The sequence below is a fragment of the Pseudomonas sp. sp1636 genome (assembly GCF_030376615.1).
In the GTDB taxonomy this organism is placed as follows: Bacteria; Pseudomonadota; Gammaproteobacteria; order Pseudomonadales; family Pseudomonadaceae; genus Aquipseudomonas.
In genome coordinates, this window is record NZ_JARRAB010000032.1 from 1 (window position 1) to 13802 (window position 13802).

Annotated in this window: 15 protein-coding genes and 1 pseudogene; 5 read left to right on the top strand and 11 right to left on the bottom strand. The window is 59.3% G+C overall.

Features of this window, described 5'->3' with window-relative positions:
• The 5 genes and pseudogenes from P8H27_RS20225 to P8H27_RS20245 all read right to left on the bottom strand — a co-directional run.
• Nucleotides 1-418: replication initiator protein A (locus P8H27_RS20225; RefSeq protein ID WP_289639547.1), on the bottom strand; the 418-nt coding region annotated here is incomplete at its 3' end.
• A 55-nt stretch (nucleotides 419-473) separates the two neighbouring features.
• On the bottom strand, nucleotides 474-689 hold the full coding sequence (locus P8H27_RS20230; RefSeq protein WP_077563835.1) for a chromosome partitioning protein ParB: 216 nt from the start codon (nucleotides 687-689) through the stop codon (nucleotides 474-476).
• Between the two features lie 20 nt (nucleotides 690-709).
• Complete coding sequence (gene parA / locus P8H27_RS20235) at nucleotides 710-1339, bottom strand: ParA family partition ATPase (RefSeq protein WP_121163123.1); 630 nt, start codon at nucleotides 1337-1339, stop codon at nucleotides 710-712.
• Between the two features lie 186 nt (nucleotides 1340-1525).
• A pseudogene (locus P8H27_RS20240) lies at nucleotides 1526-1663 on the bottom strand (conjugal transfer protein TraD); the annotation flags it as partial.
• Nucleotides 1664-1677: 14 nt separating this feature from the next.
• Entirely contained in the window at nucleotides 1678-2241 is a 564-nt protein-coding gene (locus P8H27_RS20245) for a recombinase family protein (RefSeq protein WP_289639558.1), read from the bottom strand.
• Between the two features lie 345 nt (nucleotides 2242-2586).
• Between P8H27_RS20245 and P8H27_RS20250 the strand changes: the two genes are divergently transcribed.
• Both P8H27_RS20250 and P8H27_RS20255 read left to right on the top strand, forming a co-directional pair.
• Nucleotides 2587-3444: a site-specific DNA-methyltransferase gene (locus tag P8H27_RS20250; RefSeq protein ID WP_289639550.1), complete on the top strand. Its 858-nt coding sequence runs from the start codon at nucleotides 2587-2589 to the stop codon at nucleotides 3442-3444.
• On the top strand, nucleotides 3445-4056 hold the full coding sequence (locus tag P8H27_RS20255; protein WP_289639551.1) for a BglII/BstYI family type II restriction endonuclease: 612 nt from the start codon (nucleotides 3445-3447) through the stop codon (nucleotides 4054-4056).
• Nucleotide 4057: 1 nt separating this feature from the next.
• On the opposite strand, the gene P8H27_RS20260 is transcribed toward P8H27_RS20255, so the two are convergent.
• The 4 genes from P8H27_RS20260 to mobQ all read right to left on the bottom strand — a co-directional run bounded on the left by P8H27_RS20260 (nucleotide 4058) and on the right by mobQ (nucleotide 7838).
• Nucleotides 4058-4360: a hypothetical protein gene (locus P8H27_RS20260; RefSeq protein WP_214515609.1), complete on the bottom strand. Its 303-nt coding sequence runs from the start codon at nucleotides 4358-4360 to the stop codon at nucleotides 4058-4060.
• A gap of 110 nt (nucleotides 4361-4470) precedes the next feature.
• A complete protein-coding gene (locus P8H27_RS20265; RefSeq protein ID WP_289639553.1) occupies nucleotides 4471-5394 on the bottom strand; it encodes a serine protease in 924 nt (307 codons plus the stop codon).
• The gene (locus P8H27_RS20270) at nucleotides 5381-5602 is read right to left on the bottom strand and encodes a hypothetical protein (protein WP_289639554.1); all 222 of its coding nucleotides are present in this window, start codon (nucleotides 5600-5602) and stop codon (nucleotides 5381-5383) included. Before P8H27_RS20270 ends, P8H27_RS20265 begins: the two co-directional genes overlap by 14 nt.
• Before the next feature lie 67 nt (nucleotides 5603-5669).
• Nucleotides 5670-7838: a MobQ family relaxase gene (gene mobQ / locus P8H27_RS20275; protein WP_308446827.1), complete on the bottom strand. Its 2169-nt coding sequence runs from the start codon at nucleotides 7836-7838 to the stop codon at nucleotides 5670-5672.
• A 39-nt stretch (nucleotides 7839-7877) separates the two neighbouring features.
• On the opposite strand from mobQ, the gene P8H27_RS20280 reads away from it, so the two are divergent.
• The 3 genes from P8H27_RS20280 to P8H27_RS20290 are packed head-to-tail and all read left to right on the top strand — an operon-like array spanning nucleotide 7878 to nucleotide 11128.
• A complete protein-coding gene (locus P8H27_RS20280; protein ID WP_169957275.1) occupies nucleotides 7878-8189 on the top strand; it encodes a mobilization protein in 312 nt (103 codons plus the stop codon).
• Nucleotides 8190-8222: 33 nt separating this feature from the next.
• Nucleotides 8223-10748, top strand: a complete 2526-nt coding sequence (locus tag P8H27_RS20285) for a type IV secretory system conjugative DNA transfer family protein (RefSeq protein WP_289639555.1) — start codon at nucleotides 8223-8225, stop codon at nucleotides 10746-10748.
• Nucleotides 10749-10759: 11 nt separating this feature from the next.
• Entirely contained in the window at nucleotides 10760-11128 is a 369-nt protein-coding gene (locus P8H27_RS20290; protein ID WP_077563829.1) for a hypothetical protein, read from the top strand.
• Between the two features lie 158 nt (nucleotides 11129-11286).
• Here P8H27_RS20290 and P8H27_RS20295 read toward each other — a convergent pair whose 3' ends face one another.
• Together P8H27_RS20295 and P8H27_RS20300 are read right to left on the bottom strand one after the other, a co-directional pair.
• The gene (locus tag P8H27_RS20295) at nucleotides 11287-12237 is read right to left on the bottom strand and encodes a DNA-binding protein (RefSeq protein WP_077563831.1); all 951 of its coding nucleotides are present in this window, start codon (nucleotides 12235-12237) and stop codon (nucleotides 11287-11289) included.
• Between the two features lie 918 nt (nucleotides 12238-13155).
• Nucleotides 13156-13802: replication initiator protein A (locus P8H27_RS20300; protein WP_289639557.1), on the bottom strand; the 647-nt coding region annotated here is incomplete at its 5' end.

Consider the following 13802-nt stretch of genomic DNA (forward strand, 5'->3'; position numbering starts at 1 on the left):
TCAGTACCAGGTCGTAATCCCACACGCTGGCCATGCCATCCGGGCCAGCTTTCACTTCGACATAGCCGTCTGTCAGCTCGTAGTGGATGACCTCGCCGGCTCGTTTGTCACGCTTGGACAGGCGGAACACGGCCACGTCCATGATGCTGCGGCTGTCGCGGGCACCCACGTCATAGAGTGTCGGCACGAAAAAATCCGGCTGGCAGTCGGCGGCCGGCGGCTTGCGGATATTCGAGCGGGTTGTCTCGGCCTGCTGCTTGCGCAACCTGGCAGCAGCATCTGCCCATGACTCACCGGGGCGGGCCTCGTCCTCGATGCGGCGCTGGTTGCTGCGCTCGCGCATCTTCTCAACCCGGTCTATCAGGTCATCCCCGATAACACTGCCAATGGGCTGCGGGCCGTTGGTGCGTTTGGTCATGGGCTATTCTCCTTTAGCTGCTAAAACGTAACTGAGTAAAAGCGCCTTTACTCTTCTACGCCTCCGGTAGTTGCTCGACGTAATCAGTCAGAATCTCGGTAATTGTCTTGCCGTGGCTCGCGGCATAGACCTTCAACTTGGTGTGCAGGCCGGCGGAAAGCTGGAAATTGACCCGTTTCAAGCTGGCCTCATCGGCCAGGCTAGCGAGGGTGGCGGCTTTGTTCCTGGTCGCGCTCGGGCGTCCTGCACTCAAGGTTCCGGTTTTGCTCATTTGCGTTAATCCTCAAAAGCTCAAACAAGTTTTTGTTTCAGTTCCATAGCCAGGGCGTGGACTTCGGCGGCGGCATCGCCGGCCGGCTCGGTGTCCATGACAGTCGTGCCGCTGGCCGCGGTGCCCGGGTAAATCACTCGCTGGGTAATGCGCGACTCCAGGACAGGCAGGCCGTAGCCGGCCAGCGCCTCGGCAACTTCCGCGCCGATCTTGGTACCCTTGATGGCCCGCGACACCACAAAGGCGGCCTGTAGGCGGCCGTCCGTGACCTCAATGCGCTGCTTGACCAACTCCACCAGGTCAGCGGTCGCCCAAATGTCGTAGGGACTGGGCTGCACTGGGATCAGAACGAAGTCAGCCGCCTTGATGGCCGACACCGCCAGGTCTGCCGCCTGGGGAGCACCGTCGATAACCACGAAGTCTTTACGGGCGACGTTCTTCAAGTCCCGGTCAATGGTTGGCCGGTCGATACCAACCACGGTCAGCGGTTGATCCTCGCGCACAGCAGCCCAGTCGCGGGCGCTGCCCTGCGGGTCAGAATCAACCAGCAGAACATCGGCACCATCCAGTTGCAGGGCGCGAGCAAGGTGGGTGGCAATGGTCGTTTTTCCCGACCCGCCTTTCTGGTTCAAAACAGCGATGACGTGCATGTGTGCTCCTTGCGCTTTTGTTTATTTACTCAAAACATCATAAGGCAAAATGCAAATGAGTAAAGAAGTTTTTGCTTATTTGCGCTCATTTCGCCGGGCCAACTCGGCCCGCATCCAGGCCGATGACTCGGCCATGTCTCTCCGCAGCTCGGCCAACTCGTCAGGCGTCAGCCGGCTAACCTCTGACCCTTCGCCCTGGTGGCGGGTGATGGCTTCGGCAACTGTCTCGCCCTCGCGCAGTCCGTATAGCTCGCGGGCGTTAGTGGTGGAGATGAACGCAGGCAGGTCGTTGGACGGGCCTTCGTCGTCCAGGAAAGCCGGTTCTTCGTGGTGGCTGGTCATTGGGTCGCCTCCTTCTTCTCAAGTGCGCGGTATAGGGTCGAACGGTGAACACCTAGTAGGTCTGCCACCTCCTTGACGGGGCGACCTTCCAGGTCGATCAGTTCGCGGGCGTGCTCGATCTGCGCCGGGGTAAGGGTAGGGCGGGGGCCGAACTTGACCCCTCGCCGCTTGGCCGCCTCGCGGCCGCTCCTGGTGCGGTCGATGATTAGCGATCGCTCGAACTCGGCAATGCCAGCGAACACGGTCAGCACCATGCGGCCGGCTGGGGTCGTGGTGTCGGCCCACGGCTCGGCCAGGCTGCGCAGGCCCGCTCCGGCCGCCTGAATGCGTTCGGCAATGTCCAGTAGGTCGCGGGTGCTCCTGGCCAGACGGTCGAGCCTGGTCACGGTCACAACGTCACCGGGGCGCAGGTGATCGAGCAGGCGGGCCAGCTCCGGCCGGTCGCGACGGGTGCCGGTGATCTTCTCGGCAAAAATCTTGATGCAGCCAGCACTGTGCAGCTCCGCACGCTGGTTGGTTAAGTCCTGGTCATCCGTGCTTACTCGGGCATAGCCAAGCATCAGCTTGGAACTGCCGAGGCCGTGTGCTCGGTTTTCCTCAATGGCCTGGAATACAGCCTCGTCCATCAGCGTTTGCGCCTTCTCCCGGCCGATGGCGTCCATCAGTGATTTCGTGCTCAAGGCGTCCTCCTGGTCGTGTCGCAGATTATGTCGCCAACTATAGACAACATGCGACAATAAAGCGCGACAGACCCACACCAGGCGGAGCGGTGCTCTCTAGCTGTCGCACTAGTCCTAAGATACGCGACAAGCAGGCCATCGCACGCCCAGGCAGTCACCCAACTCGGCTAAGTGCTGGATCTCTAGCAGAGGATGCCGTATTATTTGTGATATGCAGAGGTGACTATGAAAGCCAACAAAGTTAATTCAGATAACCAAGACGCTATCCTTGCACATAAAGACAATCTGTCTTTTATGCGTGGCTTAGAAAGCGAATCAATGAAATTGATCGTTACGTCCCCCCCGTACAATATCGGGAAGTCATATGAAAAACGTTCCTCCCTTGAGGATTATATACATGGCCAGACGCAAGTAATCTCTGAGTGCGTCCGCTTGCTTCACCCGCAGGGATCAATATGCTGGCAGGTCGGCAATCATGTCCAAAAGGGCGAAGTCTTCCCGCTAGATATAGTTCTCTATCACCTATTCAAAGACCACGGACTAAAACTAAGAAACCGTATCATCTGGCACTTTGAACACGGACTACATTGCAAAAACCGTTTATCCGGAAGGCACGAAACAATTCTGTGGTTTACAAAGGGCGATGAGTACACGTTCAACCTCGATCCAATCAGAGTACCGTCCAAATACCCAAATAAAAAATACTATAAGGGTGCAAAAGCAGGGCAACTATCCGGAAACCCATTAGGCAAAAACCCTGGTGATATGTGGATATTTCCTAACGTGAAAAACAACCACGTCGAGAAGACAATCCACCCTTGCCAGTTCCCTGTTGAGCTGGTCGAGCGCCTGGTTCTCTCTCTTACCAATCCTGGCGATGCAGTGCTTGATCCCTACATGGGCGTAGGTTCTACCGCAGTGGCAGCCCTCAAGCATGGCCGGCGAACCTATGGATGTGATGTCATGCGCGAATACGTTGATGTAGCATGGGAACGAGTTCATGCCCTTAGGGCTGGAACACTCGAAACTAGACCGATGCACAAACCGGTCTACGACCCTACGTTACCCAACGGCGGACATTAGATGCGAATCGTTCAGTTCTACTCCCACTTAAATGGATTTGAATACCTTCAGTACCATAAGCCCACAATATGGGCAGAGGTTGAAAGTATTATCGCGGGAGTAGATGCTGAACGGTGCAGAACAAAAGCCTCTGCCGAAGCAAGAAAATCGGGAAAAACTCTTTACTCGCCTGTAGACATGAATGCCGAGTTCAAAGCTCTATTTGAGCAGAATGGGTGGCAAGAAGAAAGAGTAACTAACTGGCTATCCGAAGACACAAATCTTTTACGCCAGATTGTAAATCTTAGACCTGACGACCAGAAAAAAACCATAGAGGAAGGTAATCAGGAACCAATCATGACCTACAACCAAACCGACTTTATTAAAGATCGGGTAGCCGTTGAAGTTCAGTTTGGGAAATACTCTTTTGTCGCTCATGATCTTTTTGTAAAGCACATGTCTTTTTATATCAACGGAAACATTGACGTTGGTATAGAAATCGTTCCAATGAAATCTATGGAGCGAGATATGTCATCTGGCGTGCCTTATTATGAAAGGGATTTGTTCAATCTAATGAGGCAAGGGCGCGGTATTCCAGCAGTACCTATCATCCTGGTAGGCATTGCGCCCTGATTCAGTACCAGTGACTTGGAACCTCAATACCGTAGTTTTTTGCCACCGTTTCTAGCATGGCAATAATCTCTGCATGGTTAGCCTGGTCTATCTGTTGCCAGGCGGTACGGCGAGCTAACAGGCTTTTAAGTTCACCTAACCTGTACATCCCCAGCCGGTGGAAGTTTCCCCAACTGGGGATGCCAAACAGGTTATAAATTGTGACGGTTGAATCACGCTCACTAGCCAGACGCTTTTCGCCAGTCAGCTTCTCAGCAGCCTCTTCGGCATCATCACGATCATCGAAGGTGAACAGTAGTTTCATTGGATCGCAGCTCCGGTATCTGAGCTGCGATTTTGCCTGACCCTCGGTAACTCCTAAAGCGAAAGCACCACAGCAGCCATGAGCCGTAACACGGTAGTCATGACGATCTATTAAATGCGCTTGGCCACGTCCAGGACGCGCCCAATCGGCACGACCTGGTTAAACGTCTCTTTGCCGTGGCTGACCATTCCCACAGCTTCCCCCCTGGCGTTGAAAACCAGTCCGCCGGAATTACCGCCGATGATCGGCCCGGCGATCTGCATCATGGGCTGATCCAGGAACATGCCGGCCGTCTCTCCGTAACGGCTCACCAGTCCGGCCGACAGTGAGAAACCCCAGCCGTGGGGCGCTCCTATCGTTGCCACCGTGTGGCCCTGTAGGGGCAGGGAAGGGGCGATTGTGACCGGCTGACCTGGTGCGCCCTCGATACGCAACACGGCCACGTCCAGGGCGAGATTCAAGGTGGCCACCTCGGCTGCTCGCCACTCACCGTCTGCGAGCTTCACCCGCACGGCCTCGGTTCCACTGAGAACATGCCCGGCGGTCGCCACTTGGCGGCCATCACCGATCAGGAAGCCCGCCCCCATCGTGATCCACTCGCGTTCCTGGTCGAGCTTCGCCCACTCGGCTTCCCAAGCCCGATACCTGGTAAGCCAGGCGGTCGCCTGGTTGGTCTGTACGCCAGGGATAAGCCAAGCGCGATTGCTGCGGCCGTCGCCTCGGGCACTATCCAGCGTGGACACCATCACCACGGACGGCATAACACCCACGGACACGGTGGCCCAATCAATAGCGGGGGAATACGGGCGGGAATCCAAGGGCAGCAGCTCACCGGCAGAGCTGGCCGCGCTGACCTGCTGGTCGTTGTTCAAGTGGTCGCGCCATTCGCTATCACTAAGGCGTTGTTGTGCAGCCGCCACTGCGTTGACGTTGGCCTGTGTGGTTGCCAGGGCATAGCCGGCCAGGGGCAGGGCGAAGCCTGCGCTAACGTAGGCGGCCAGCGCGGCCTGTCGCCATGTCTTAACGCTGCTCATGCTGTGCGCCCTCCTGGTGGCCGATGTAGCCGCGCATTTGCAGGCGCTCGCCGGTCTGGTCGCCAATCTTCAAGACCTGGACGTGTTGGCTGTAGGCGACCTGGATCATCCAGCCGGCCAGGACAAGGGCAGCTAGGGAGGCCGCCAGGGTAATTCGATATTTCGTTAGGTCGCGGCGGGAGCCGCCGGTAAAATTGCTGTCAGTCATGAGTCACCTCTGTGCAGGTGGTTTGTGATTAGGTGTCCGGTTCGGTTGCCGCCGACCGGACACCGCTTTAGCGGCCTCGGCCTCTATCGTTGTCGCGGTCGCGGGCCGCTTTCTCCTGGTAGGCTTTCAACAGCTCGCGCTTCCTTGCTTCTTTCGTCTGGTCGCCCTTGTCGGTGCCGGCGTTCAGCTCCTTCGCCAAGGTGTCTGCCTGGGTCTTGGCAATCTGGTTTTCGTCGTACTTCTGTTCCGCGTTCTGCTCATGGAGACTCGCCAAGCGGCCCGCCTTGTCCAGCTCGTTACGCTCTGCCTTGTCGGCCTTCTCGCGGTTGGTGTCGATACGCTGTTTCAGCTCCTCGATGCTCTCCTGCTTCATTTCTCGCTCCTGGTGTTTGCCGTGACGGCGTTGGTCGATCTTCGCCCGCTGTGCTGCGATACGGGCGGCCTTCTCTTTCTCAATAACCTGCTGGAAGTTGGTGGCCAGTTCCGGGCGTGCCTGGGCGGCCTTCTTCTCGGCCAGCAGTTCGCCCCGAGTAGGCTGCTCATAGGGGCCAGCCTTACGCATGTAATCGCCAATCAGATTTAGGCGGTTATTGAGCTGTGTCCATCGCCGCTCTAAGCCTGCTCGGACGCCACGCCAGGCGGAAATCGCCTGATCGTGTGCGGCCTTCTTGAAGCTCGCAAGAAGCCCGCTCGGCTCGGCTGGACGTTGCTGGTCGATGGCCTGCAACTTCCCTTCCTGGCGTTCCATCTGGCCCGCTGTGCGGGCGTGCAGAACCTTGGCCCGATTTACTATCAGAGTGAATTGCCGCGCCTTCTCATCTTTCCATTCACGCTTGATGACTTCCGGGCTTGGATCGTTGGCCGCTTTGATGGGTTCGCGGTCTGCTACAGCACGGCGCAACAAGTCGCCGGTTAGCTTGCGCTGGATCAGCTCGCGGGTGTTCGGCTTCTCGCCGGTTAGCCCATTGTCAGCCCGTCGCAATGCGTTATCAGGTTCTGCTCGCTCGTGCTCCACGTTACGAGGAACATCACGCGGCAATAGCACTTCACCTCGTTCGGGGAAGCGAACCACACCGAGTTCGGACAGGTTCCGCAAGCGACCTCGGGCGAAGGCCGGCGGGACGTTTCCAGGGCGGCCAATGTCGGACTTACCGGCGACTCGTCCGGGCTGCTCTCCACCTGCTCGGGTAGCGTCTCGTCCAGTGACCCGATCAGCCGTTCTATCTCGTCCATGTCCGTTGTTTCGCTCATGAGCTGCCCTCGCTGCCTCGATGCGCTGACGCACCTCGGCCAAGTTGATAATTTGCGCGTTGCGCTGGGCTATATCGCGTCCCTGGTCGCCGCGCTCGGTTCTGATTCCTCGCTGCTCCATCTGCACCACATTCGGGCCAAGATGCACGGTCGGCAGGCGCTCAAGTTTGGCGGCTTGCTCAATGTCGCCGCGCTCGATAGCAGTGGCCCTTTGTGCCTCTAAGCTACGGTGGTCGATTCTCTCCTGGCTGCCCGCTTTCTCAAGATGCCGGTTCGACAGTTGTGCCCAGTGCTCCCGCCAGTTTGCGACCTCCCCACTTTTCTGGTCGTCCAGTTCGCGGGTCTTGTCATTGAAGCCTTCCGGCGTCAGTCGGCGGGTGCTGCAAAGGATGTGCGCGTGGTGGTTTCGGTGGTCGCCTTCTTTGCCCGGCTCATGGATTGCAACATCAACGGCCATGCCGTGACGTTGCACAAGGTCGCGGGAAAACTCACGCACCAGCTCTAGGCGCTGCTCGCGGTTCAGCTCTGCCGGCAGCGCCACTTCAAATTCACGGGCAACGGTCGAGTTCTTACGCTTCTCTGCCAGCTCGGCCGCATTCCAAAGTTGTTCCCGGTTTGAGGCCCACTCTGGCGCATTTTCCGGCAGGAAAATTTCGGTGTGCTCAATACCGCGACGGCGAGTGTAGTCATGGACTAGGCCCGTCCGTTCGTCCATGACTCTTTCACCTGAACGATAGGCAATAGCCGCAGTGGCCGAACGGCCAGAACTGCGACTTATTGTCTTAACGCTAAGGTGAAAAATTGCCACTCGATGCCTCATTTCTTTAGCGGCTAAAAAGCCGCTCTGCTTTTCCAAGTTGCCGACTTCGGCAACGCGGAGGGCCGCAGGCCCGTAGGGGTTGTTAGGGCGTAGCCCTGACCGCGCGCAAACGAAGTTTGCATAAGTGCGCCCTTCGCTTTGCTTCGGGTTGCCTTGTACCACCATCAGCGCTAGTATTCAAGCCTCATAAAAGGAGGAGCCACAATGGCAAAGCGTACTAAGGACAAATTGGCTGAACTGCTAGAAAAGGAGGCACAGCTAAAGGCACAGATTCAGGCGCTGAAACAAAGGGAGAGCGAAGCAGAACGCAAGAAAGATGCTCGCCGCAAAATCCTTATTGGAGGCGCAGTGCTCGCCAAGGTTAAGCGCGGTGAGTGGCATATGAATCAGCTTCAAGACCTGCTCAATTCTGAGCTGAAAGCAGACCGCGACCGCGAGCTGTTTGATCTACCAGCTTTGAATCAAGAACAGGCCAGCGAAGCACCCAGCGATACGGGTGGCGGCAACCAGCCGTAACGCTGTTTTTATCAACCTGCACAGAGGTGATTTATGACTGACATTCATTGGTATCTAGAACGGCTTTGGGCCAGCATCGTGGCTGTCCTATTTGGCACGTTTATCATTTCTATGGCCCCGCCCGTCTCGGCTGCCACGTTTAACAAGTGCGTGCCTAGTTCGGACGCAGGGGCTTTCATCAATGATCCGCAGGAAAAGGCAAAGGCCATCGCACGCGAAACTATGCGCTGCGATGCTGAAAACGCCGTTTTTGATTCTTGGGCTGCCAAATTGGCAGCACTGGATAACGCCAGAGAGAAAATCAGTACAGCGGCCAGCGCAGGAAACTGGGGCGCATTCCAAGCGGCATTTACTGAGGCAAAGGGGCCGCTTCTGGAAATGCAGCGGGCGGCAACTGACACACCCAACGCGCAAGGCGCGGCGGCTGTCCGCTCTTTGTTCGGGCAAGACCTGAGTTTCTTTTTCCAGAATGTCGGCATGTCTGCGCCGGCATCGTTCGATGACGCACTAGCCAAGATCACCGAGGCGAGCCAAACACCTGGCCAGGAATCAAAAGCAGCCACGCTAGCAGCGTCGATCCTGAACCAAGCCAGCGGGCGCGGTGCTGAGTTCGTGGCCGGGCTTAGCCGGGCCGCTGGTGATGCAGTGAAAGTCGAAACTGTGGCGCAACGCCAAGCAGCCGGTACGGCTCGCCGTGATCGCCTCGAAGGTCGCACGGTTGACGGTTATTTCTCGGGGTTCCTGGAGCGCGTGTTGACTGTCTGGAAACCGTGGCTGCTCATGCTCCTGGTAGTGACGTTCGCCGGCTCTTACTGGGGCATGAAACGTAAACTCAACCCGGTTACTGCTGCCGCTGCTGCCGGGTTGGCATTCATGGTTCCGGGAACTGCGATGGCAGGTGCTTTTGTGTTCCTCCCTTTCCTGCCCCAGTGGCTCATGATTGCCGCCGCGCTTGCCGGCACTTTTGCTACCTACCATTTCGCCGGCCCGGTGTTCGGCTGGTTGGCTGCTCGGGCGGGTGCAAATACACCGACCGCCCAGCGCCTTCTAACCATTGGCGGGACTCTTGAAAACCTCCGCGCCGGCCTAGGCGGTGCGCCAGTCTCGGCATCTGCTGGTGTTGTCGCGCAAATGGCCGCGCCGGTAGCTACCCACGGTTCGGCCCGCTGGGGCACCCCTGCGGAAATGCGCGAGAATGGCCATCTGCTGCCCATTGGTCAGCCGGCAGGCTTCGCCTTGGCTCGGGTGCTCGATGCGCCTGCCGGCGTCGATCAGCGGTTCCGCCATGTGGGCCATGTGGTGACTGTTGCGCCGACTGGATCGGGCAAGGGTATCGGTGCAGTGATCCCCCATCTTCTGGAGTACCGGGGTTCGTCCCTTGTCCTGGACGTGAAGGGCGAAAACGCGGCCGTTACTGCTCGCGCTCGCCGTGCGCTCGGCCATTCCGTCTATGTGGTTGATCCCTTCGGCGTGACCAAGGGCGAAACACACGCTTTCAACCTCCTGGATCGCCTGGACGTGGCCGACCCGGAGTGCGTAAGCGAATCGGCTGTGTTGGCTGACTGCCTGGTGATCGTTGACGCCAAGGGCGGCGGTGAGCATTTCGAGGAATCGGCCAAGACCCTGCTGCAAGGGTTGATGCTGCATGTCGCTGGCCTGGACGATCCAGAGCGCCGCAACCTGGGTGAGCTGCGCCGGCTGCTGACGGCCGACGAAATGACGTTCTTGGAAATGATGGCGGACATGGCCGCCGATGAAAGCGTGGCGTTCGGCATTCCCTCCAGGGCAGCAAATACCATCATGGGCATGGCCGACAAAGAGCGTGGTTCTGTGTTGTCCACCGCTCGCCGTCACACTGCTTTCCTGGATGACCCACGGATCGCCGCCACCCTCTCGCGTTCGGACTTCGATCTGTCGAACATCAAAGACGAGCTGATGACCGTCTACCTGGTTCTGCCGGCCAACAAGATCGGCCCGAATGCTCGCTTCGTGCGCGGCTTCATCGGCTCGGTGATTGCGGCCATCACGTCATCTGCCAAGCAGCCGGAACATCGTGTCGCGTTCCTGCTCGATGAGTTCGGCCAGCTCGGGTACATGAAGGCCATCGAGGACGCTGTAAGCCTGCTGCGCGGCTATGGCCTGTCGTTTTGGGTCTTCATCCAGGATCTTTCGCAGCTCAAGGGTGTGTATCCGAAGTGGCAGACCTTCCTGGCCAACTCGGCCAAGTCGTTCTATGGCACCGATGACTACGATACGGCGAAGTACATCAGCGATTCACTGGGTCAGGCCACCATCGAATACGAGACACAAAACGAGGGCAAGAACAGCGGCAGCGGGATTTCTGGCGGTGGCGGGTCGATGAACAGGGGCAAGAGTGCAGGCAGCTCGCAACAGTTCACCGGCCGTCACCTGCTCACGCCTGACGAGGTGATGCGCCTCGGCCCGGAACGTCCGATTGTCCTGGTCAAAGGTGAATACCCGTATCAGCTCGCCAGGCTCAACTACCTGGTGGATGCTGAGTATGTGGGCATGGCCGACCCCAACCCGTACCACAGCTAAGGGCCGCCGGCATGATGATGGTCATCGGGGTACTGTTGGCGACTGTTGCCGGCGTCTGGTTCGGTCGTCGCCTCGGGCCTGCCCTGGTGGCTGCCGTCATGGTCATGGCTGCGCCGATCTGGCTGGTCGGGGGGTTCGCCCTCGATCTGCTGCGTAAGCTGCCCGCCAGCCTCCGGCGGGCTTGGTTTGCCCTGCTCCGGGCGCTGGGTTTCCTGGCTGTGCTACCGCTGATCCCGTTTGTGTTCGTGTGGGCGTTCCTGGTTGAACTGTTCCGGCCAAAACATCAGCCGCCGGCCCCGATCCAGTCAGCCACACAGCGGACGGCCGAAGTCATCGACCTGGCCGCCTGGCGTCGGCGGAAGGGAAAAGCAAAAGAGTAGAACTGCAAAAACTCAAATGAGTTTATCGGCTAAAGTGTCGCGTCCCTCAAGTGTCAATGAAAGGCCCGCCAAGTGCGGGCCTTTCCGCGTCCAGCCTGCCAGGCTCCTGCCTCCGGCTACGGTGGAAGAGGTTTCATTGACACTTGAGGGACCGGGCCTCACTCCCCGCCTTTCTTCCTGGTGCTCGCGGCCTTGCCTTCGACCGGGTTGATGCGGGCCAGCAACGCGGCGGCCTGTTCCTGATGCGCCTGGAGCTGGCCGGCCAGCCGGGCGGCTTCCTCGCGGGCCTCGGCGGCGCGGGCCTGGGCGGTGGTCAGCGCGGTGCGTAGTTCGCCCTGGGCGGCGTCGGCCTCGATGCGCTGGGCAGTCATGCGCTGCTCGGCTTCCTGGGCGCGTTCATCGCTGCGGGCATTCGCTGCGGCCAGCTCGGCAGCCAGTGCAGCGGCGCGTTGCTCTGCGGCCTGGGTGGCGGCCTCGGCACGCTCGGCGCGGGCATTCGCTGTGGCCAGCTCGGCGCGGCTGCGCTCCTGCTCCTGGTGGGCATGGTCGAGGGCGGCGCGCAGGTCGGCGGCGCGCTGCTCGATCTCCTGGGCGCGGGCCTCGGCACGCTCGGCGCGGGTGGTGGCGGTGGCCAGCTCGGCGCGCAGGGCGGCCAGTTCCTGGGCGCGTGAGTCCTGCTGCTCCTGGTGCAGCTCGGCAGATCGTGCAGCGGCGGCGCGCACTTCCTCCAGCTCGGCGGCCTGCCGTTCGTAAGCGTCGGCCAGCTCCTGGCGGTCGTGGTCGGCCTCGGCCCGCTCGGTTTCCCATGCAGCCTGGGCGGCACGCAACGATTCGTTGGCCAGCTCCTGGGCGGTCTGCCAGAGCGAGGCAAGCGCGGCGCTGTGCGCCTGGGTGACGGCCTCGGGGACGGTGACAGCAACCGGCGCGGCCTGGGCGGTCTGCGAGCGGCGCCATTCGCGCATCACGGCACTGGCTGAGTTCATATCGACACGGGCCAGACGGCGCACCGCATCAACGGTGGGCATCGTCTCGCCCCCGCTCTGCTCGTACAGCTCTTGGGCAGCCTGAATGACGCGCTCGCGCACGTCTGCGGGGATGGCGGTGGACATTGCAGCGACTCCTTCCTGTGTGTGTACCCATATCATACCATAAGAATAATAATAAGATTATTATTCTTCTTATTATTATGGCGGTTATTCTCCATGCCCGACGGACGGTCGCCGGCCCGCCCTGGTCGAAGGCCGCCCCACTCGGCCCGGCGAGGCCCGGCCAAGGCTGGACAGTTGCAGCGGCCAAAATCGGCCCCCTGCGGCCTCCTGGGCGCGTTTCTGGTGCCAAGGTAGGCTTGCCCCCAGACTGACCGCTTCCGCGTTGTGTGGGCGATTCTGGAAGCTCTGGCGCTGCTCCGGTTGCAGCGCTCCCGCCCCTCTTTGGCGTTCAACCCTTACGGCCTTGCAGGCGGCGGCAGTCGTCCAGGATGAGCACAGGCGGTCGGATCGCCTCGATCCATACTGTCCAACCCTTAGCGAGCCTTCAGGCGGCGCATAGGTTTGGTTCAGTCCGAGGTGGTTGGGTTGACGCCGGCGCGGCTTGCCGCGCCCTTGGTAAACGTCGCTGGCCGTAGGCCAGGCATTTTTGAGCGGGCGCAGCCCGCGACAGGCCGACGCGAAGCGGCGGGGCGAAGGGAGCGAAGCGACCGAAGGGCAGGCGCGCCCATAGGGCGCTAACGGCGGCTGATGTTGCTTGCAGAGCTGCGAGTTGCCCACAGGCTGAGAGGTTTTAAGAAGATTTAAAAGATTTAAAAGATTTAGGAGGAAAAAACGGCTTTTTATCCTTTGAAATCAAAGTCTTACGGATGTGGCCGGTTCCTAATAGACGGGATTCGGTTCCTAATAGACGGGATTCGGTTCCTAATAGACGGAACTCGGTTCCTAATAGACGGACTATCCACAGCCTGGGAGGAAATACGCGACAAAACATGGTTTAGGACATTTTGTCCTAGTGCTTTGGGCGGCGGCACCCGTCTATTAGGAACCGCCATCTGTTGTCAGCCAGGTGCGATTCGTCATTACTAGGAGCGGGCCATTCTGGCCCTGATCTTCCTCCAGGTGATATTCGGGCAGGTCGTTGATCTCGATCAGCTTGCGCAGCGTGAAGGTAAATTTTTTGAGCGTCCCGGCGCTGCCGCTGCGCTCGTAGAGTGTCTGGAACGCCCATACGGCTTGATTCTTGCCGGCCGCTCTGCGGGCTTGCCGGTAGATGAATCGGCCAATGCCAGGTTCGATCAAGAAGTAATCGGGGTGTACCGTCAGAACCTCGGGGCGCTTGCCTTCGGTGATTTCCTGGTGCAACCACCTCGGAGCCTCGATCTCGACGGCCGCAATCTTGCCGTTGTCCGTGCGAGACACGACTTTGTAACTACTGATCAGCCCTTCCGCTTCAACCTCGCGCATGATGCGCTGCCCGTTAGGGGATGGCCGCTCGCGCACGTTCTTGATGGTTGTGCCCTTGAGCCGGTCTAGCGCCCCTTCCACTTCTTCGGCCTGGCGGCCTCCATCGCCACGGCGGCAGAACTTGAGAATGTCGCTTATGTGTGGGCGATAGACGCGGCCAGGCTTCTCGCCCTTCCCTTCCCGATAGCGGTTCATGGCCTCGGTCATGTGCGAAACCATCA